The sequence below is a fragment of the Campylobacter curvus genome (assembly GCF_013372125.1).
GTDB classification, from domain to species: domain Bacteria; phylum Campylobacterota; class Campylobacteria; order Campylobacterales; family Campylobacteraceae; genus Campylobacter_A; species Campylobacter_A curvus.
Genome location: NZ_CP053826.1, coordinates 1,120,205 through 1,137,355, shown reverse-complemented (window position 1 = coordinate 1,137,355; position 17,151 = coordinate 1,120,205). Strand labels below are relative to the sequence as shown.

Annotated in this window: 19 protein-coding genes and 1 other RNA gene; 15 read left to right on the top strand and 5 right to left on the bottom strand. The window is 46.5% G+C overall.

The genetic code is table 11. From position 1 onward, the window contains the following. Nucleotides 1-5 precede the first annotated feature (5 nt). Genes CCVT_RS05505 through CCVT_RS05470 form a run of 8 tightly spaced genes read left to right on the top strand, consistent with a single transcriptional unit; the run spans nucleotide 6 to nucleotide 7,967 of the window. A complete protein-coding gene (locus tag CCVT_RS05505) occupies nucleotides 6-899 on the top strand; it encodes a polyprenyl synthetase family protein (RefSeq protein ID WP_018136419.1) in 894 nt (297 codons plus the stop codon). Continuing rightward, nucleotides 899-2,185, top strand: a complete 1,287-nt coding sequence (gene hemA / locus CCVT_RS05500; protein ID WP_018136418.1) for a glutamyl-tRNA reductase — start codon at nucleotides 899-901, stop codon at nucleotides 2,183-2,185. Before CCVT_RS05505 ends, hemA begins: the two co-directional genes overlap by 1 nt. After that, a complete protein-coding gene (locus CCVT_RS05495) occupies nucleotides 2,175-3,878 on the top strand; it encodes a proline--tRNA ligase (RefSeq protein ID WP_018136417.1) in 1,704 nt (567 codons plus the stop codon). Before hemA ends, CCVT_RS05495 begins: the two co-directional genes overlap by 11 nt. Then, nucleotides 3,872-4,306: an FxsA family protein gene (locus tag CCVT_RS05490; RefSeq protein WP_018136416.1), complete on the top strand. Its 435-nt coding sequence runs from the start codon at nucleotides 3,872-3,874 to the stop codon at nucleotides 4,304-4,306. Before CCVT_RS05495 ends, CCVT_RS05490 begins: the two co-directional genes overlap by 7 nt. Then, nucleotides 4,303-5,238 carry a hydroxymethylbilane synthase gene (gene hemC, locus CCVT_RS05485; protein WP_018136415.1) on the top strand — a complete coding sequence of 312 codons (936 nt, stop codon included), beginning with the start codon at nucleotides 4,303-4,305 and terminating at the stop codon, nucleotides 5,236-5,238. Before CCVT_RS05490 ends, hemC begins: the two co-directional genes overlap by 4 nt. Continuing rightward, complete coding sequence (locus CCVT_RS05480) at nucleotides 5,235-5,942, top strand: hypothetical protein (protein WP_018136414.1); 708 nt, start codon at nucleotides 5,235-5,237, stop codon at nucleotides 5,940-5,942. Before hemC ends, CCVT_RS05480 begins: the two co-directional genes overlap by 4 nt. A 42-nt stretch (nucleotides 5,943-5,984) precedes the next feature. After that, complete coding sequence (locus CCVT_RS05475; protein WP_018136413.1) at nucleotides 5,985-7,793, top strand: menaquinone biosynthesis decarboxylase; 1,809 nt, start codon at nucleotides 5,985-5,987, stop codon at nucleotides 7,791-7,793. A 6-nt stretch (nucleotides 7,794-7,799) separates the two neighbouring features. Continuing rightward, a complete protein-coding gene (locus tag CCVT_RS05470; RefSeq protein ID WP_018136412.1) occupies nucleotides 7,800-7,967 on the top strand; it encodes a hypothetical protein in 168 nt (55 codons plus the stop codon). Between the two features lie 66 nt (nucleotides 7,968-8,033). On the opposite strand, the gene CCVT_RS05465 is transcribed toward CCVT_RS05470, so the two are convergent. Beyond that, nucleotides 8,034-9,080, bottom strand: a complete 1,047-nt coding sequence (locus CCVT_RS05465) for an HdrB C-terminal domain-containing protein (protein WP_035160842.1) — start codon at nucleotides 9,078-9,080, stop codon at nucleotides 8,034-8,036. 72 nt (nucleotides 9,081-9,152) lie between these two features. Here CCVT_RS05465 and CCVT_RS05460 point away from each other — a divergent pair, with 72 nt between their 5' ends. The 3 genes from CCVT_RS05460 to rnpB all read left to right on the top strand — a co-directional run bounded on the left by CCVT_RS05460 (nucleotide 9,153) and on the right by rnpB (nucleotide 11,428). Then, nucleotides 9,153-9,974, top strand: coding sequence for a thiamine-phosphate kinase (locus CCVT_RS05460; protein ID WP_018136410.1), 822 nt, complete (start codon nucleotides 9,153-9,155; stop codon nucleotides 9,972-9,974). After that, nucleotides 9,952-11,076: a tRNA pseudouridine(13) synthase TruD gene (gene truD, locus CCVT_RS05455; protein WP_018136409.1), complete on the top strand. Its 1,125-nt coding sequence runs from the start codon at nucleotides 9,952-9,954 to the stop codon at nucleotides 11,074-11,076. The genes CCVT_RS05460 and truD overlap by 23 nt, the downstream gene beginning before the upstream one ends. Before the next feature lie 33 nt (nucleotides 11,077-11,109). Beyond that, an RNA gene (gene rnpB / locus CCVT_RS05450) (RNase P RNA component class A) lies at nucleotides 11,110-11,428 on the top strand. Here rnpB and CCVT_RS05445 read toward each other — a convergent pair. From CCVT_RS05445 to CCVT_RS05430, 4 genes are read right to left on the bottom strand one after another with little or no spacing between them, the layout of a single operon-like run. Beyond that, the gene (locus CCVT_RS05445; RefSeq protein WP_018136408.1) at nucleotides 11,423-11,650 is read right to left on the bottom strand and encodes a hypothetical protein; all 228 of its coding nucleotides are present in this window, start codon (nucleotides 11,648-11,650) and stop codon (nucleotides 11,423-11,425) included. The genes rnpB and CCVT_RS05445 overlap by 6 nt on opposite strands. Next, a complete protein-coding gene (gene fliS, locus CCVT_RS05440) occupies nucleotides 11,643-12,014 on the bottom strand; it encodes a flagellar export chaperone FliS (RefSeq protein ID WP_018136407.1) in 372 nt (123 codons plus the stop codon). The genes CCVT_RS05445 and fliS overlap by 8 nt, the downstream gene beginning before the upstream one ends. Nucleotides 12,015-12,025: 11 nt before the next feature. Next, the gene (gene fliD / locus CCVT_RS05435; RefSeq protein ID WP_018136406.1) at nucleotides 12,026-13,801 is read right to left on the bottom strand and encodes a flagellar filament capping protein FliD; all 1,776 of its coding nucleotides are present in this window, start codon (nucleotides 13,799-13,801) and stop codon (nucleotides 12,026-12,028) included. A 1-nt stretch (nucleotide 13,802) separates the two neighbouring features. After that, nucleotides 13,803-14,210 (bottom strand): FlaG family protein, encoded by a 408-nt coding sequence (locus CCVT_RS05430; protein WP_011992365.1) that lies wholly within the window; start codon nucleotides 14,208-14,210, stop codon nucleotides 13,803-13,805. Between the two features lie 121 nt (nucleotides 14,211-14,331). Between CCVT_RS05430 and CCVT_RS05425 the strand changes: the two genes are divergently transcribed. The 4 genes from CCVT_RS05425 to CCVT_RS05410 all read left to right on the top strand — a co-directional run bounded on the left by CCVT_RS05425 (nucleotide 14,332) and on the right by CCVT_RS05410 (nucleotide 17,096). Then, nucleotides 14,332-14,676, top strand: a complete 345-nt coding sequence (locus CCVT_RS05425) for a hypothetical protein (protein ID WP_018136405.1) — start codon at nucleotides 14,332-14,334, stop codon at nucleotides 14,674-14,676. After that, nucleotides 14,673-15,269, top strand: coding sequence for a 16S rRNA (guanine(966)-N(2))-methyltransferase RsmD (rsmD, locus tag CCVT_RS05420; RefSeq protein WP_018136404.1), 597 nt, complete (start codon nucleotides 14,673-14,675; stop codon nucleotides 15,267-15,269). Before CCVT_RS05425 ends, rsmD begins: the two co-directional genes overlap by 4 nt. Nucleotides 15,270-15,735: 466 nt before the next feature. Then, the gene (locus tag CCVT_RS05415; protein ID WP_407644587.1) at nucleotides 15,736-16,785 is read left to right on the top strand and encodes a flagellar basal body P-ring protein FlgI; all 1,050 of its coding nucleotides are present in this window, start codon (nucleotides 15,736-15,738) and stop codon (nucleotides 16,783-16,785) included. Continuing rightward, nucleotides 16,785-17,096 (top strand): rod-binding protein, encoded by a 312-nt coding sequence (locus CCVT_RS05410; RefSeq protein ID WP_018136401.1) that lies wholly within the window; start codon nucleotides 16,785-16,787, stop codon nucleotides 17,094-17,096. Before CCVT_RS05415 ends, CCVT_RS05410 begins: the two co-directional genes overlap by 1 nt. The last annotated feature ends 55 nt before the right edge of the window (nucleotides 17,097-17,151 follow it).

Below are 17,151 nucleotides of genomic sequence, written 5' to 3'. Positions count from 1 at the left end.
AAGATATGGACAAGATAGATGAAATAATGATGGAATTTATAAAAGAGCTTGGCTATGAGCCGGCTTTAAAGATGTTTTTAAACGTAAATTCCGGTAAAAAGCTACGCTCGAAGTTGCTTTTAAAGATAGCCGGCACCAGTGACGAGACGCTCAGGCTTTGTGCGATCATCGAGCTCATACACCTTGCTAGTTTGCTGCATGATGACGTGATAGACGATGCTGACACGAGACGCGGCAAGCCTAGCATAAACGCGCTTTTTGGCACTAAAAATTCCATCATGCTAGGAGATATCTTTTACTCCAAGGGCTTTTTTGAGCTTGCAAAATTCCCGCCTAATATCGCGCGTCTAGTCTCTGAAGCCGTTAGTAAGCTAAGCATAGGCGAGCTGATGGATGTGAATCTAAGCGAAAATTTCAACGACGATAAACAAAAATATATGGATATGATCTACTATAAAACAGCCGTTTTGATCGAGGCGACCGCTGCTTGCGGCGCTGTTTTAGTAGGGCTAGACGAGATGAAATTTAGAATTTACGGTAAAAATTTAGGCCTTGCCTTTCAGATAATAGACGATGTGCTAGATATCACGCAAAGCGCCGATACGCTTGGAAAGCCCGCTATGAACGACTTTAAAGAGGGCAAGACCACGCTTCCTTATATCTATCTTTATGAAGCTTTGGACGAGAAGGGCAAAAAGTGTCTAAGATCGCTTCATGCAAGGGAGGTGAGTGAGGAGCAAAGCTCGTGGCTGACGCGAAATTTCGCTAAATTTAACTGCGTGCAAAGATCTATAAACGAGGCCAAAGCTCTTTGCGAGGATGCCCTCGTCGCGATAAAAGGATACAAAAACAAAGAGCTTGAAGAGATCATAAAAAGCATGATAGACAGGGAATTTTGATGCATTATTTAAATATCAGCTTTACTTATAAAAATACCGATATTTCCGTTCGTGAGAAGCTCGCCTTTGATAGCGACGAGAAAAAAGATCAGATATTAAGACTGCTAAAATCAAGTAAAAATATCATAGAGTGCATGGTGCTTAGCACTTGTAACCGTGTCGAGGTGCTGGCATATACGGACGATATAAAAAGCGCGATGACGCACATCATAAGGTGTCTGACGGTGTATTCTGGCGTTTTTGAGGACGAGCTTTTCGAGCGCGCGGACATCTACGAGGATAGCGGTGCGGTGCATCACCTTTTTGCGGTGGCTAGCTCGCTTGATAGCTTGGTCGTGGGCGAGACGCAGATCGTAGGACAGCTAAAGAACGCATTTAAATTTGCCTTTGACAACGCTTCAAGCGGCGAGCATATCAGCCGCTTGGTGCATTACGCTTGTAAATGCGCGGCCAGAGTGCGAAACGAAACGCAAATTTCAAAAAATCCTATCTCCGTTTCAAGCGTCGCGGTCGCGAAGGCAAAGGAAATTTTCGGCACTCTTGAAAACAAGACCGCCGTCGTCATAGGCGCTGGTGAGATGGGCGAGCTGGCTGCAAAGCACCTCATAGCAAGCGGCGCTAACGTCATCATCATCAATAGAAGTAGCGACCACGTCGAGGAGTTGGTCGAAAATTTAGGCGACAAGGCCAGCTGGGACAGTATCCTAAAACTAAAAGAATACATCAATAAATACGACCTCATATTTTCCAGCACCTCCGCGCCGCACGCGATCATCACGGGCGAGCTCATAGAGCCACAGGAATTTCGCCGTTATTTTTTTGACATCGCCGTGCCTAGGGACATAGATCTCGTAAACACCGATAAGATCAGTGTTTACTCGGTCGATAGCCTGGAAGAAATGGTGCGCAGGAACCTCGCCCTTAGAGAGGAGCAGGCGCAGACGGCATACTCGATCGTAGGGCAAAGCACGAATGAATTTTTAAAATTTTTAAAAGACAACATCAGCATACCGCTCATAAAAACGATACGCAAAAAGGCTGAAATTTGCGCCGAGGCGGAGCTAGAAAAGGCGCTTAAAAAGGGGTATTTGAAACACAGCGACAAAGAAGAAGCCGCAAAGCTCATACATCAAGTTTTCAAGGCGTTCTTGCACTCGCCGACGATAAATTTAAAGAGCCTCGCGAGCAAGAACGACGCTGAGCAGATCGCCGGCGGGATAAAATTTTTATTTGATATAAAAGAGGAAAATTTAGAAAATTTAACGAAGGATATAGATGAGATTTAGCAAATTTTACGCACCGACGACCAAGGAAGCTCCCAAAGACGCGAGCCTGCCAAGCCATATATTTTTAGTGCGCGGCGGCTTTGTGGAGCAGATCGGCTCGGGGCTTTACAACTTCTTGCCGCTTGGCAAGATGATGCTTGATAAGATAACAAAGGTCGTAAAAGAGGAGATGGACGCGGCCGGAGCGCTTGAGGTGAGCTTTAGTGTGGTGACTTCGGGCGAGCTTTGGAAGCAAAGCGGACGCTTTAACGTCTTTGGTAAGGAGCTTTTGCGTTTTAAAGACAGAAAAGAAAACGACTTTGTGCTAAGCCCGACGAACGAAGAGGCCGCAGTCGCGCTCGTGCGGGGCAAGGTCACTAGCTACAAGCAGCTTCCGCTAAATATCTATCAGATAAATACGAAATTTAGAGATGAGGCCAGGCCGCGCTTCGGGCTGCTTAGAGGGCGCGAATTTACGATGAAAGACGCATATAGCTTTCATGCGAACGAAGCTGATATGAAGCGAGAATTCGACCTGATGGAGGCGACGTATTCTAAAATTTTCACTCGTTTGGGGCTAAATTTTAGAGCCGTCGAGGCTGACAGTGGAGCGATCGGTGGCAGCGGGAGTAAGGAATTTATGGTGCTTGCCAAAAACGGCGAGGACGATATACTTTGCTGCGATAGCTGTAAATACGCCGCAAATGTCGAGGCTGCAAAACGTGCGAAAAAGACTAGCGACGCTCCTGCGCCTCAAGCCGACGCGGCTAAATTTTACACACCAAACGCCAAAACGATAAAGGCGGTGGCGGAATTTTTCAAGGTCGATGAGTTTTACACGATAAAGGCCGTCATCAAAAAGGCGATCTACGAGAATACGCAAAAGATCGTGGCATTTTTCGTTCGCGGCAACGACGAGCTGCAAGAGACCAAGGCGCAAAACGCTTGCGGGGCGCTCGAGCTTGTCGATGCGAGCGAGGACGAGGTCGCCGCAGCCGGGCTGGTAGCAGGCTTTTGCGGGCCTGTGGGGCTTAGCGGCGTTGATTTTTATATCGATAACGAGCTAAAAGGCCAGACGCAGATGATATGCGGCGCGAACGAAAAAGACTATCACTTCGTCGGTGTGAGCGTCTCGAGCTTTAATGATGAGCGCTTTAAGGATCTAGTCAGCGTCCAAGCAGGCGATATCTGCCCTAAATGCGGCGGCAAACTGGAGCTTAGCAAGGGTATAGAGGTCGGGCACATCTTTCAGCTGGGAAATAAGTACTCAAGTGCGATGGGCGCGACATTTTTAGACGAGAACGGCAAAGCCAGACCATTTTTGATGGGCTGCTACGGCATCGGTGTGAGCCGCCTCATAGCCGTGATGGTGGAGGCTAGCCACGATGATCGAGGCTGCGTGTGGAAAAAGGAGTGCACGCCATTTGACTGCGAGATCGTCATCTCAAATTTAAAAGATGAAGCGGGCGTGAAATTTGCGACCGAGCTTTATGAAAATTTACGAAATTTAGGGCTTTGCGTGCTGCTTGATGACAGGAACGAACGCTTTGGCGTGAAGATGAATGACTTCGAGCTGCTGGGCTTTCCGTATGCCATCATCGTCGGCAAAGGTCTGGAAAACGGCGAAGTAGAGCTGATCACGCGGGACGGACTCGTAAAAGAAGTCGTCAAAAAAGATGAAATTTTGAGCGTTTTAAAAGAAAAACTATGCTAAAGCTACTTTGGACACCTTACATCATCGCCGAGCTCGTTTGCCTTTACTTTTTCGTGCATCGATACGGCTTCTTAGGCTTTGTCTCAGAGGTCATCATAAGCGGGATATTAGGGCTATTTTTGATGTTTCGCGTGGGATTTTTCGAGATAACTTCGAGGATGGCTTTCATAAAGCCAAGCGATATTTTCGGTGCGCTCGGGATGGCGATAGGCGGGTTTTTCCTGTTTTTGCCGGGCATTTTGACGGACTTTATCGGAGCGATCGTCGTGCTTTTGGCTCTTTTTGCTAAATTTAGAGGCGGCGAGGATAGGGCTGGGGAGGATTTTAACTCGTATAGGTATTACCAAAGCGCAAACAGTAGCGAAAATAGCGATATCATCGACATTGAAGTCATCGAAGAGAAGCAGGATATAGAGGATAGAAGATGAAAATTTTAAAAATCGCAACGAGAAAAAGTGCGCTCGCACTCTGGCAGAGCGAGCATATCAAGGCGCGGCTGATGGCGCAACATGCTGGGCTACAAGTCGAGCTGGTCGGGATGAAGACCAAAGGCGACGTGATCCTTGACACACCGCTTGCAAAGATCGGCGGCAAGGGGCTTTTCACAAAGGAGCTCGAAGATAGCATGCTAAGCGGGCAAACGCACATCGCCGTGCATAGCCTAAAAGACGTGCCTGTCGCGTTTCCAAAGGGGCTCGTGCTCGCCGCGATCTGCTCGCGCGAAGACGTGCGAGACGCGATGATCAGCGAGCGTTACGCTAAATTTGACGATCTGCCGCAGGGTGCAAAGGTCGGCACGACGAGCTTGCGCCGTAAAATGCAGCTTCTAAGGATGCGCCCCGATCTAAACATCATCTCGCTTCGTGGTAACGTGCAAACAAGGCTACGCAAGCTAAAAGAGGGCGAATTTGATGCGATCATCCTTGCGATGGCGGGCATAAACCGCCTAAATTTAGCCACCGAAGTCGCGCATATTTATCCGTTTGACATCAAGCAGATGACGCCGGCGATGGGGCAGGGGGCGCTCGGAGTCGAGGCGGTAGATGACGCTCAAATCCTAGAAAAGATCAAATTTTTAAACGATGAAAGATCGGTTATCGAAACGCGTGTGGAGCGCGATTTCGTCACGCTTTTAGAGGGCGGATGTCAAGTGCCTATCGGCATAAACGCAAGGCTAGCGGGTGAAGAGATCGAGATAAATACGATCGTGGGGCTACCTGACGGGAGCGAAGTCATCACCGAGAATTTGACCGCCAAAAAGAGCGAGTTTGAGAGCGTTGGCAAGGAGCTTGCGCGCGAATTTATCGCTCGCGGGGCAAAAGAGCTTTTAAAACGCGCCGAGGAGATGGCGAATTTATGAAATTTTTGCTCGCGCTTTTTGCGGCGTTAAATTTTACTTTCGCCGGCTCAAACACTGGGCTTATTAAACAGCTTTTTACAGACCCAAATTTTGATAAAGCCGCTCATTTTGCAGGCGAGATGAAAGAGCGAAAATTTTCAGTTGGCAAGGATGTCACGCTTAAAGGCGTATCTTCGCTTGGCATCGGCGAGAGCCAAGACGAAAGCGGCGAATACGAAGTCATCCGCGCTAGCATCGAGCAGAAGGACGACTGGTTTGATCTTTATTTTTTCGTGAGAGACGAGAAAATTTACGCCGTTAGAGTGCTCGCGCTCATGCAAATCCCAAAACAAATCGCGCGTAGCTGCGATAAGGCAAGCGAGGCGGACAAGCGGCTCGTGGATATAGAGCAGATAAGGCTGATGATAGCAAGGGATAGCGAGCTGGTCGCGTTTGGCAAGCAAAATTTGGATAAATTTGAAGCCATTTTTCAGGCAAAAAGCGTAGGCAACGGGGCAAAAGCGGAGCAAATTTTAAGCGAACTGCATTTTACAAGTGCCCGGTTTCAAAATGAAAATTTTGTCCTGACGATCGGCGGCGTGACTGACAACACAGTGGGTTTCATGCGCGTGGACAAGCCATCCAAACTGCCTAAAATGAGCCCGCACGAATACATAATGATCGAGCAAATCGCCCCAAAGTGGTATCTTTTTAAGACGACTTAGGCTAGACGGCAAATTAAAATACGTGGAATTTCAAGGACAAAAATGGACTACATCAAGCTTTTAAAAGATAACGGGCTACTGCGCGAGGTAAAAGAGGAGATCGACATCGACCTTGAAATTGCGCATGCTAGCTACATCGAGGTCAAGCGCGAGAATTCGCAGGCGCTGCTTTTTACAAATGTCATTAGCCGCGAAACGGGGCGAAAATTCCCGCCCGTACTCACAAACATCTACGGCTCAAAGCGCGCGTTGGAGCTCATATTTGACACTACGCCGGATGCTGTAGCGAGCGAGATTTCAGCTCTTTTAAAGCCTAAAAAGCCAAAAAATTTCACCGAAAAGATAAATTTTCTAAGCTATCTTTTCTCGATGCGTAAAATTTTCGTCCGCCGCCTAAAAGAGTGCGGCGAGTGCCAGCAGGTCTCGCACTTTGGCGAAAACGTCGATCTGCGCGACCTTCCAGCGCTAAAAACGTGGGAAAAGGACGGGGGGGCGTTCATCACGATGGGGCAGGTCTATACGCAAAGCCTGGACGGCGAGCTTCAAAATTTAGGCATGTATCGCCTGCAAATTTACGGCAAAAACCGCCTTGGCATGCACTGGCAGATCCATAAGGACGGGGCGAATTTCTTCGGCGAATACAAGCGCGCCGGGCGCAAGATGCCCGTATCCGTCGCGATCGGCGGCGATCCGCTTTATATCTGGTGCGGTCAAGCACCGCTGCCAAAGGGCGTATTCGAGCTGCTGCTTTACGGCTTTGTGCGCAAAAGCCCCGCCCGCCTCGTGAAGTCGCTCACGAATGAAATTTACGTCCCGCACGACGCCGATTACGTGATAGAGGGCTTCGTGGATACCGAGTGGCTCGAGCTTGAAGGGCCTTTTGGCGATCACACGGGCTTTTACACGCCCATTGAGCCCTTCCCTGTGATGGAGGTGACGGCGATTACGCACAAGCAAAGCCCGATTTTTCACGCCACGGTCGTTGGCAAGCCGCCGCTTGAAGACAAATACATGGGCTGGGCGACCGAGCACATTTTCCTGCCGCTTTTGCAAACGACAGTGCCGGAACTCATAGACTACAACATGCCTGAAAACGGCGTCTTTCACAACCTCATCCTTGCTAAAATCAACACGCTTTACCCCGCGCACGCAAAGCAGGCTATGCACGCGTTTTGGGGCGTGGGGCAGATGAGCTTTGTCAAGCATGCCGTCTTTGTCGGGGCTGACGCGCCAAAGCTCACAGACTACGAGGCGCTCGCGAAATTTGTGCTTGATAGGCTGGGGGCGAGATCGCTTCTAATAAGCGAGGGCGTGTGCGACCAGCTCGATCACGCAAGCCCGAATGCCTGCTTTGGCGGCAAGCTTGGCGTGGATGCGACGCAGGATTTTAGTGCGGGCGAGATCGAAAGACTGGATGACGCCGCGCTGCTAGCTAAATTTAGAAGTGCAAATAGCGGCGTGAGCGAGCTGGCGCAGTTTGTGCGCGAGAGCAAATGTCCTATCTGCGTGGTTAAATTTGATAAAAATGTCGTAGCGCGCGAGCTTTTTGAGAGCTTGCTTAAATTTAGAGCGCACTTTAAACTGCTAGTCGTCCTTGGGCTGGAAAATCGCCTCGAAAACCCGTATATGCTGCTTTGGCGCGTGGTAAATAACATCGACGCGCTGCGCGATATTTACATCGACGGCGAGCAAATCTGCATCGACGCCACGAGCAAGGACGCGCGCGACGGCTATACGCGCGAGTGGCCGCAGCAAACAGACTGCACCCGCGAAGTCGTGGAGAGCCTCGTTAGGCGTGGCATCGTGGCGGACGAGCCTAGCGTTTTTGAGAAATTTGAGATTTTTGGATGAGCGAGCATGAAAGTAAATGCGAACAGCGTTTTCGATGCGAGCGAAAAATGGCGGACGCGAACAGCGTTTGATGTGCGAGTAAAAAGCGGTGAATATAAACGAAAAATGGATTGGCAGATGAGAAAGGTGCTTTTAGTTTTAGCGCTTATAAGTCTAAATTCTATCTCAAATTAGTTCACCAAGTAGCCAAATGTTGCAAACATAACAATAAAACAATAATATATTGCTCGGATTATAAATCTATAAAACCAGCCCGACTTTTAGCCTATGCTCGCTTAAGCTTTGAGGGATATCACCGTTTGCTAGCGCTATCAGCTCGCTTTGTCTAAGTATATAAAATCCATCCAAATCTCTACCGCAAAATTTCGATAGCTTCACGCCAAGAGTGTCGAACATATAAAACTGCGCCTCGTTTAGGGCCAGTAAAAAGTCCGCCCCGCTATCAAACGCCTCGAATAAAATTTTACTTGCCAGCTTATAAGCCAGCTCGTCATTTAGCCCCAGCATATCAAACCCGCACGGTAGATTCGCACTTTGCGGCTTTATAAATTTAGCTTTTAGCTTTTTTAGCTCGGGTGAGATCTCTCCTGTAAAGGCTATCTTAAACCCGTCAAAATCGTGTTCCATCTCTAAAATCCTGCCCGTATTGGGCTCTGGTGCTAGAGCTTTTCTCTCGCTCTTTGGCTGCTTTAAATTTGAGCTTGCAAACTCTACTGCCGTATCGTAAATTTCGCTACCATGCACTATAAAATCGCTCAAATTTCGCGCTATCCAGACGCCCGTCTTTTTATCCGCGACAAGCTGTAAAATTTCATCTTTTTTTTGCGGGTATTTTTCGCATAGGATTTTGTCCAACATTATCGCGCTAGCCCCCACAAATCCGCTCTCGTAGTCCTTGATAAAATCGGTGTAAAAATATGGTGCGAGCTGCGCGTATGCCGCCTTGTCGCTTGCATCGCAAAATTTGGCAAACGGCTTAAATTTAGCCCAAAAATCACCGTCATCTATCACTAGATCTTTGACAGCTCGCTTCGTGCTAAGCGGCTCGATCGTGAGCTTGTCGCCAAAATGTCTCAAAATATCATCAAAATCCCAATCTATCGGCACTACGACACCGTTTATTTTGATATGCGAACTCTTGCCACACTCAAAAAATGGATCTTGTTTTTTGACCTCCTTTAGCAAAGTTTCAGGCGTTTTAAAGCCCGGTTCATCAAAAAAATACGGTTTATAATATCTTAAAACATCGTGTTTCGCGTCAAATCTAAAAATCCTGACTTCAAGCATGAGCGCTCCTTTTTCGGCTAATTTTAGCGGTTTTTGCTTTAAATTTAAAACCAAATTTAATATAATCGTCAAATGGATAAAGAAAATTTCACGATCGGATGTTTTGAGAGTAAATTTATCGGCGATGACGCAGCGGTCGTCGGCACACAGGTGTTTAGCAAGGATTTGTTCGCGCAAAATTCACACTTTAAGCTTGGCTGGTTAAATTTAGAGCAGATCGGCTATAAGGCGATGATCGTAAATTTCTCCGACTGCATCGTGATGAACGCGAGACCAAAATTTGCGCTGCTTGGGCTATCTTTGCCGCGAAATTTCACGCGCGCGCAGATAACTGAGCTCACGCGCGGTATAAAAAAGGCTTGCGACGAGTTTGACGTGCAGATCATCGGCGGCGATACGATCAGCTCTGACGCGCTAAATTTAAGCGTCACTATCGTGGGCAAGCTTGCGGGCAAAGTTATGCGTCGAAGCGGCGCGAAAAAGGGCGACATAGTAGCTCACACGGGCAGGCTCGGAGGCAGTCTAAAAGGGCTTCGTACGCTGCAAAACGGCGGGCAGGTCGGGGCAAATTCGCGCTTTGTAAAACCCGTGCTAAGAGAGAGGTTTTTTTACGCGGCGGCAAAATTTATAAACGCCGCGATGGATGTCTCTGACGGGCTGGGAATGGATCTAGCCAAGCTTTGTGCGGCGAGCGGGTGCGGGGTGAAATTTAGCCGAAAATTAAGCCAAATGCAGCTAAAAAGCGGCGAAGAGTATGAAATTTTATTTACTTTTAGCCCGCGTCACGCCGCCCGTGTCAAAAACGAAGCCAAAAAAGCCCGCGTCAGGCTAAATTTGATAGGAAAAATCACAAAAGGAAGATACAAAAATCATGCAAGAGGACACCATTTTTAAGCCGCTTTACACGCTCACGCACGCGCCAATAAACGCGCATTTTAGCAAAAACGCCGATGACTTCGTCGTGCGCGAGCTGCCACTTTACAGTTTTAGCGGGCAGGGCGAGCACCTCATGATCGAAATCGCCAAAAAGGACATGACGACACAGGAGGCACTGCGCGCGCTAAGCGACGCTACCGGCGTGAAGCTACGTGAATTTGGCTACGCGGGGCTAAAAGACAAGCAGGGCATGACGACGCAGTTTGTCTCGATGCCGCGTAAATTTGAGGCGAATTTGGCAAATTTTAGCCACGAAAAGATGAAAATTCTAAGCACTGTCGCGCATGAAAATAAGCTTCGCGTCGGACATCTGCACGCAAACAACTTTTTCATCCGCTTAAAAAAGGTCATGCCAAGCGAGGCGGTAAAACTGGAAAATGCGATCAAAACGCTGGATGCGTCGGGCTTTGCGAACTATTTTGGCTATCAGCGCTTTGGTAAATTTGGCGATAACGCCGCGAGCGGGCAGGAGCTGCTAAAATCGGGCACGCTAAATGGCAAGCGGCTGAAAAATCCAAAAATGAGCGAGTTTTTGATCTCGGCGTATCAAAGCGAGCTTTTTAACCGCTGGCTTAGCAAACGTGTTGAAATTTCACGCTTTGCGCAGGATTTTAGTCTCGCTGAGCTTGGCGAAATTTACAAATTTATCCCGCGCGAGGAGTTAAAAAGCTTAAAGGCGCAAAGGCGGTTTTTCAAGCTGATCGCGGGCGAAGTTTTGGGACATTACCCGCATGGCAAGTGCTTTTTGTGCGAGGATTTGGACGCGGAGCTAGAAAGATTTGCTCGCCGCGACATCACAAGCTGCGGGCTCATCGTCGGTGCGAAGGCCTATGAGGCGACCCGCACCGCGCGTATGATCGAGGATGAAGTGTTTGGCGAGGCGCGCGAATTTAACGCCAAAATGAGTGGCTCGCGGCGCTTTGCGTGGAGCTATCTTGAAAATGTGGAATATAAATATATCCCGGAAAAGGCGCACTTTACGATGAGCTTTACGTTACAAAAGGGGTCGTATGCGACGGTGGTGCTGGAAGAAATTTTGCATAAAAATATTTTCGATTAGAGAAAACCCTCCCAAATTTTCGCTATAATTGCCTCGGCACGGCAAGTGATCGCTTGAAAAAGAGGAAAGTCCGAGCTGCGATAAGACGAAGTTCCATCTAACGGATGGCTAGGGCAACCTAAGGGAAAGTGTAACAGAAAGCAAACAGCCACTAAACGTGGCAAAGGTGAAACGGCGGGGTAAGAGCCCACCAGCGCGCTTGGCAACTCGCGCGGCTTTATAAACCCAACTTGCAGCAAGAAGGGACGGTTTTAGTCTTATATTTAAACCCTTCGCTAGAGCTAAATTGTAAAATTTAGAGTAGATAAATGATCACTCACGACAGAACTCGGCTTATCGCCGTGCCTTAATTTTTTATGTATTTTTGAGCTTTTTGTAGCTTTGAAAGCTCTGCTTGGATGTGAGAGGATTTGTTTTCAAAAAAAGATTTGGCTTGAGCTAACAGGGCTTGCGCCTCTTGCATATCCTCTAAATTTTTAAAATCGCTCTCGTTAAATTTATCCGAAAGGGTTATGATAGCGTCAAAGTCTTCGTTTAGCAAGGCTAGTTTTAGATCTTTGATCCACTCATTCATCTGCGGTCACCTCTCTCCAGGCCTCGGAGAGTTGTTTTACTACGTTTGTCACTTCATTTAGTGCGTTCATATCGTTGTTTATGTTTGCCATGGCTAGAAGCTGCATCTGCCTGGCGTAGAGTCCGCTTAGGTAGTGAGCTACATCCCCTTGGCTGTAATCAAGCGAATTTAAAAGCTCTACGAATATCGCATTGGCGCGGTTTATATAATAAACTTTTTTTTCTATATCTCCGACTTCCATGGCTTTTTTCGTGCGAAATATAAATTTTAAAATTCCGTCGTAAAGCATTTCGATGAGCTTGGTCGGGGACTCTATGCCCCCGAAGCTTGACTGAGCGTATGCATTATATGCTGCTGATTTCATCTGTCTCTTTCTTATTTTTTGCTATTCATTTCTTGCTCGATCATCTGCTTTAGCGTAGAAAATTGATTTTCTAAATTTGCGATGATGGAGTTATATTTGATAAATCTATCTTTCATCGTGTTATATTTTTCATCTAGCAGCTTTTGAGTATTTTCTTTGTCTGTAGTCAAAGACTCGCCTTCTTCTTTGAGCTGTTTGGCAAGAACGGTCAATGTGCCGTCTTTTCTGTTATCTATGCCGACGATTTCTTCTAGTTTCGAGTTTAAATTTGTAAAAAGTCCAGCCGTTTTAGTTGTCACCGCATTTACGGTAGCCGTGCTCATACCAAGCTGATTTAGAGCCGAGGCATCGCCTTTGATCTCGATATTTTGACCGTCACTTCGCTTTAGTACTATCCTCTCGCCGCTACTATCGAGGCTAGCGCTTACGCCCTCTATGCCGGCGCTATTTATGGCTTGTTGAAGCGCGAGAGCGTTTTGTGCGGCGGTCGATCCTGCTGCAGTTTGAAATTTCACGGCTTTGCCATTTATAGATAGATCGCCCGTTTTGATATCCAGTTGTCCGCTGGCAACTTTATTTACGCCTATATAGCTTATTGTCTCGATCTTGCTTGAGCCCATGAAAAACTTTTGCACCTCTTCGAGATTTGAGCTTAGAGCTTTGCTTAGTGTATTCTTATCATCAAGCATCAATTTACCGTCTTTGTCGGTAATTATGCCGAATCTACTTAAAGCTTTGCCTTCGTCGTTTTGTCCGGTGACTAGGCGACTGACGGTTGAGCGGATACTCGTTATCTCGCTTCTTCCCTGAAAAGAGCCCGAGCCCTTTTCCTCATCGTAGTTTGTCGCTATACCTAAATTTGTTACCATCAGGTTGTAGTCTTTGATAAATTCTTCCACAGCCTTTGCAACGTCGGTAGTGTCTTGACCGATGCTAAAAGATGACTTTCCGGCCTCTTTTAGGGTGATAGTGACGCCTGGGCGCAGATCGTCGATCGTATTTTTGGTGCGCGTTACATTTACGCCGTTGTAGTTAAAGATCGCATCTTGTGCCGACATAAGCTTGTTTTTTTCTAAATTCGACGTAAATTTTTGTGTGCCGTCGCTGTTATATACTGGGTTGCCGCTCTCGTCGGTGACTGGTATTTGGTTGCTGTCCCAGCCCAGCTTTTCTAAAACCCCAGCTGTATCGTTTGAAAATTTTATTGTTTGAGTAGCTCCCGTGTCAGCTGATTGAAGCATTATTTGATAAGGGTTGCTTCCGCCTACGTTTAGGATACGAGCTTGTAAATTCCCGCCGCTGACCTCGTTTATCTTATCCACGATATCTTGATATGTCGTTGATTTGGTGACGCCGATAGAGTATTTATTTCCGTTTATTTCAACATCGAAAGAGCCGTTTTGTGTGAGGCCGAGCAAGCTTGTAGAGCTATAAAATTTCGAGCTTTGGTATGTATCTCTTTGAGCTACTTGCTTGACATCAAGATCAAAGCTTTGTATGCTGACGCCGCTTGCAGCCGTTATGCTAGCGGCCGTTCCGGTGGAGCTTACTTGCCTTTTTAGATACAAAGTCTCGCTTGCTAGCGACTTTGCGCTGACATTGACATTGCTGACGAGAGTTTTTAACGCAGCTAGGTCTTTTTGTCTTATCTCGTTTTTCTCTATGCGGCTTGTTATAGGTTTTATTTGAGCCTCTTCATCGGCCTTTTTTAGCTTATTTACGAGCTCGTCATTTAGTGCGCTGTTGTTTGTACCAAATCCTAAATTCGTTATACTTCCGACTGCCATCTTAACTCTCCTTGTCAAAGAGTATGCCGATACTCTCTTTGAAATATTCGCTTATTTTTATCGCTTGTTTGCTTGGTAGCTGTGTCACCAAGTCGCCTGTTTTTGCGTCTTTTACCTGAACGACCATCAAATTTAGCGTATCGTTGTAGGCAAATCTCACGTTTGTATCGAGCTGCTCCATTTGGAAATTCAGCTTATCGGTCACTTCTTTAGTCCTTTTGGCGAGCTCTTCGTTACTAAGTCCGTCAAGCTCCTTGTCAAGTGCATCTTCAAGTTTTGATTTTTTATTGGCAGTGACGTTTTCTTCGATATCCGTGTGCTCGATTTGTCTAGTTTCGATTTGATTTTGCTGCGACGGATTTATGTTCGCGCTCATCGCTTGATTCGCAGCCGCCTTGAAAATTTCCATAGTTTTACTCCTTAAAACTTCTATTTGCCTCTACATCGGATTTTTTTAAAATTCCTTTAGCTATTTAATGCAAATTTCTATAAATTTTAGTTAGAATGATACCAAATTTTGAAGGAAAGATATGAAAATTTCATTTGAATGCGAGTGTATTTTGCTGCAAAAAACATTGCTTTTGTTTTGCAAAAACGAAGCCGCTCATCACAAGGACTGCGACTTTGTCGTTTCCGATAGGCATATCAATACGCAAAAGCCGCTGTTTCTCATCAGTGATGATTCGCCATATCTTAGCGTGCCGTTTAGTAGGCAAACGCTTTTAAACACGCTTGAGGAATTTTACTCGGCTATTCAGATAAAGCAGCCAAATTTTGACGACGCTAAAAGCGAAGTGAGCCTGGAAGGGCGTATCGGCGAGCTTGTGGATAGCTTTAAAAAAGAGCTCATCGAGCTCTTAAGGTCACGAGCTTGAGTAAAATTTTCACCGCTATTTCAAGCGGGAAATTTAAAGGTAAAAAGCTGGAGCTTCCAAGCCTTAGCACCACTAGAAGCACGAAAAATATCGTGAAGGGCTCGTTTTTTGATACGCTTAGAGATGAGCTCGCGGGTAAAATTTTCATCGAAGGCTTTGGCGGGAGTGCGGTGATGGCGTGTGAAGCGTTAAGTAACGGCGCAGATAGCGCGATAGCCATCGAAAAAGATAGGGTTGCCTTTAAGCTCACGGCAAAAAATATGGCGAGCGTAGATGAGCTAAATTTACGAGCGATAAATGGCGATAGCTTTGAAATTTTGGCTGACATCGTAAATTCTCAAACAAAACTGGTCTTGCTCTACCTGGATCCGCCATTTGATACGAGAGATGGTTTTAACGGCGTCTATGACGCACTTAGTAAGCTTATAGCGGACCTTAAGAAAGATAAAATTTTCATGATAGTGTTCGAGCATGCCAGTAGCTTTAAATTTAGCGATAAGATCGCAAATTTCACCCTTTTAAAATCAAAAAAATTCGGTGCCACTACGCTTTCTTATTTTATTTATAACGATAAGCTCGCTGATAAATTTTAGTTACGCTTGAGTGTTTAAAATTTTAAAATTAGCTCTGTTCTAACAAAGTATTGTTTTAACTTTCACAAAAGCGAAGCCAAACCTTGTTAGCGAGCTTATCGCCGCCGATTTTTACTTCGTGCTACGCACTCGTAACGTTCTGCTTGCAGTTGCGAGACGAAGTCGAAGCAAAACTTCGCTACGAGGACAGGGAAGCGGTAGCTGATCGCGGTCTGCTCGCAGTTGCGAGTGTAATGAAGCAAAAAATCGTGCTATATGTTCGGCTACTCGCTCCCGCACAAACGCTGTTCGCGTCTGTGCTAGGTCGCTCCTGGAGTGAACAGGGTTTTTGCTTCATTACACTCGCAACTGCAAAGCAGAAGCGAAGCAAGTATCAATACTTTACTATAACATTTAAATTTACTTTGGAACGTTTTTTGCTTTAGAAGCCATAAATAGCTAAATTTTAGGAAAAACGATGAATAAAATTTTATCTTTGGCTGTGGCTTCCTTGCTTTCAAGCGGTGCATTTGCCGCGCAGATAAAAGATATAGCCAGTGTCGTTGGTGTGCGTGACAATCAGCTCATCGGCTACGGCCTAGTCGTCGGACTAAACGGCACGGGAGACGGCTCTACATCTAAATTTACGATCCAGTCGATCTCAAATATGCTTCAAAGCGTGAACGTAAAGATAAATCCCGACGATATCAAATCAAAAAATACCGCAGCCGTCATGGTAACGGCGAAGCTGCCTGCATTTGCCAGACATGGCGATAAGATCGATGTCGTGATCTCATCTATCGGCGATGCTAAGAGCTTGCAGGGCGGCACGCTTTTGATGACACCGCTTAAAGGCGTGGACGGCGATATATACGCTCTCGCGCAAGGATCGCTCAGTATAGGCGGCAAGAGTGCCGGCAGGGCGGGCTCGGGGGGCAATCACGTGACCGCAGGCTCGATCCCGGGAGGCGCTTTAGTCGAGCGCGAGGTGATTTACGACATCTATAATCAAAACACTATAAATTTAAGCCTCAAAAATACGAATTTTAAAACCGCTATGGACGTTCAAAACGCCATCAATGCAAACATAGGCGATGATGTGGCAAGGGCGATAGACCCTAGAACGATCGTCGTTAAAAAGCCCGATGAAGTGGATATGATAGAGCTGGTGAGCGGTATCTTGGAGCTGCAAGTTGATTATAAAGCCGATGATAAAGTCGTGATAGACGAGCGCACCGGCACTATCGTAAGCGGCATCGATACGGTCGTAGACCCGGTCGTTTTGACTCACGGAAACATAACTCTTAAAATAGAACCTGACAGCTACCGCGAGCCAAACGATACCGACGTCGATATAGGCGGCGATACGGCTATCGCTCCAAATACGAATTTACTCAAAATTTCAGGCGAGAAAACGACGGTGGCAAACGTAGCTAGAGCTTTGAACAAGCTTGGAGCGACACCGACGGATATCATTTCCATACTTGAAAATTTAAAGCGTGTAGGCGCGATACATGTCGATCTGGAGATAATCTGATGCAAATAGATAATCAAATGGCGCTAAACTCATATAACGCCTTAGGTACGGACGCCATAACCAAAAAGCAAAATTTTAGCAAGACGCAGCAAGATAAGCTTTTAAAAGAGCAGACCGATGCGTTTGAAGCGTTTATGATAAAGGCGGTTTTAGACATCGCACTTAAAGAGGATGATAAAAATTCGCTCTTTCCAAAGGCTGCCGGCGAGGATATTTACCGCTCGATGTATAACGATACGATGAGCCGAGCGCTGAGTGGCGGGCTAGGATTTTCTCAGCTTTTATACGATTTTTTAAAGCGAGACTCTTAAGAAATTTCATTTTATGCCGATGTAATGGCATAGATATTTTATTTTAAGAGGTGTA

What these genes read in the sequence shown, in the direction of transcription:
- CCVT_RS05505 (WP_018136419.1), top strand. Translation starts at nt 6, where the DNA reads ATGGACAAGATAGATGAAATAATGATGGAATTTATAAAAGAGCTTGGC.
- hemA (WP_018136418.1), top strand. Translation starts at nt 899, where the DNA reads ATGCATTATTTAAATATCAGCTTTACTTATAAAAATACCGATATTTCC.
- CCVT_RS05495 (WP_018136417.1), top strand. Translation starts at nt 2,175, where the DNA reads ATGAGATTTAGCAAATTTTACGCACCGACGACCAAGGAAGCTCCCAAA.
- CCVT_RS05490 (WP_018136416.1), top strand. Translation starts at nt 3,872, where the DNA reads ATGCTAAAGCTACTTTGGACACCTTACATCATCGCCGAGCTCGTTTGC.
- hemC (WP_018136415.1), top strand. Translation starts at nt 4,303, where the DNA reads ATGAAAATTTTAAAAATCGCAACGAGAAAAAGTGCGCTCGCACTCTGG.
- CCVT_RS05480 (WP_018136414.1), top strand. Translation starts at nt 5,235, where the DNA reads ATGAAATTTTTGCTCGCGCTTTTTGCGGCGTTAAATTTTACTTTCGCC.
- CCVT_RS05475 (WP_018136413.1), top strand. Translation starts at nt 5,985, where the DNA reads ATGGACTACATCAAGCTTTTAAAAGATAACGGGCTACTGCGCGAGGTA.
- CCVT_RS05470 (WP_018136412.1), top strand. Translation starts at nt 7,800, where the DNA reads ATGAAAGTAAATGCGAACAGCGTTTTCGATGCGAGCGAAAAATGGCGG.
- CCVT_RS05465 (WP_035160842.1), bottom strand. Translation starts at nt 9,080, where the DNA reads ATGCTTGAAGTCAGGATTTTTAGATTTGACGCGAAACACGATGTTTTA.
- CCVT_RS05460 (WP_018136410.1), top strand. Translation starts at nt 9,153, where the DNA reads ATGGATAAAGAAAATTTCACGATCGGATGTTTTGAGAGTAAATTTATC.
- truD (WP_018136409.1), top strand. Translation starts at nt 9,952, where the DNA reads ATGCAAGAGGACACCATTTTTAAGCCGCTTTACACGCTCACGCACGCG.
- CCVT_RS05445 (WP_018136408.1), bottom strand. Translation starts at nt 11,650, where the DNA reads ATGAATGAGTGGATCAAAGATCTAAAACTAGCCTTGCTAAACGAAGAC.
- fliS (WP_018136407.1), bottom strand. Translation starts at nt 12,014, where the DNA reads ATGAAATCAGCAGCATATAATGCATACGCTCAGTCAAGCTTCGGGGGC.
- fliD (WP_018136406.1), bottom strand. Translation starts at nt 13,801, where the DNA reads ATGGCAGTCGGAAGTATAACGAATTTAGGATTTGGTACAAACAACAGC.
- CCVT_RS05430 (WP_011992365.1), bottom strand. Translation starts at nt 14,210, where the DNA reads ATGGAAATTTTCAAGGCGGCTGCGAATCAAGCGATGAGCGCGAACATA.
- CCVT_RS05425 (WP_018136405.1), top strand. Translation starts at nt 14,332, where the DNA reads ATGAAAATTTCATTTGAATGCGAGTGTATTTTGCTGCAAAAAACATTG.
- CCVT_RS05410 (WP_018136401.1), top strand. Translation starts at nt 16,785, where the DNA reads ATGCAAATAGATAATCAAATGGCGCTAAACTCATATAACGCCTTAGGT.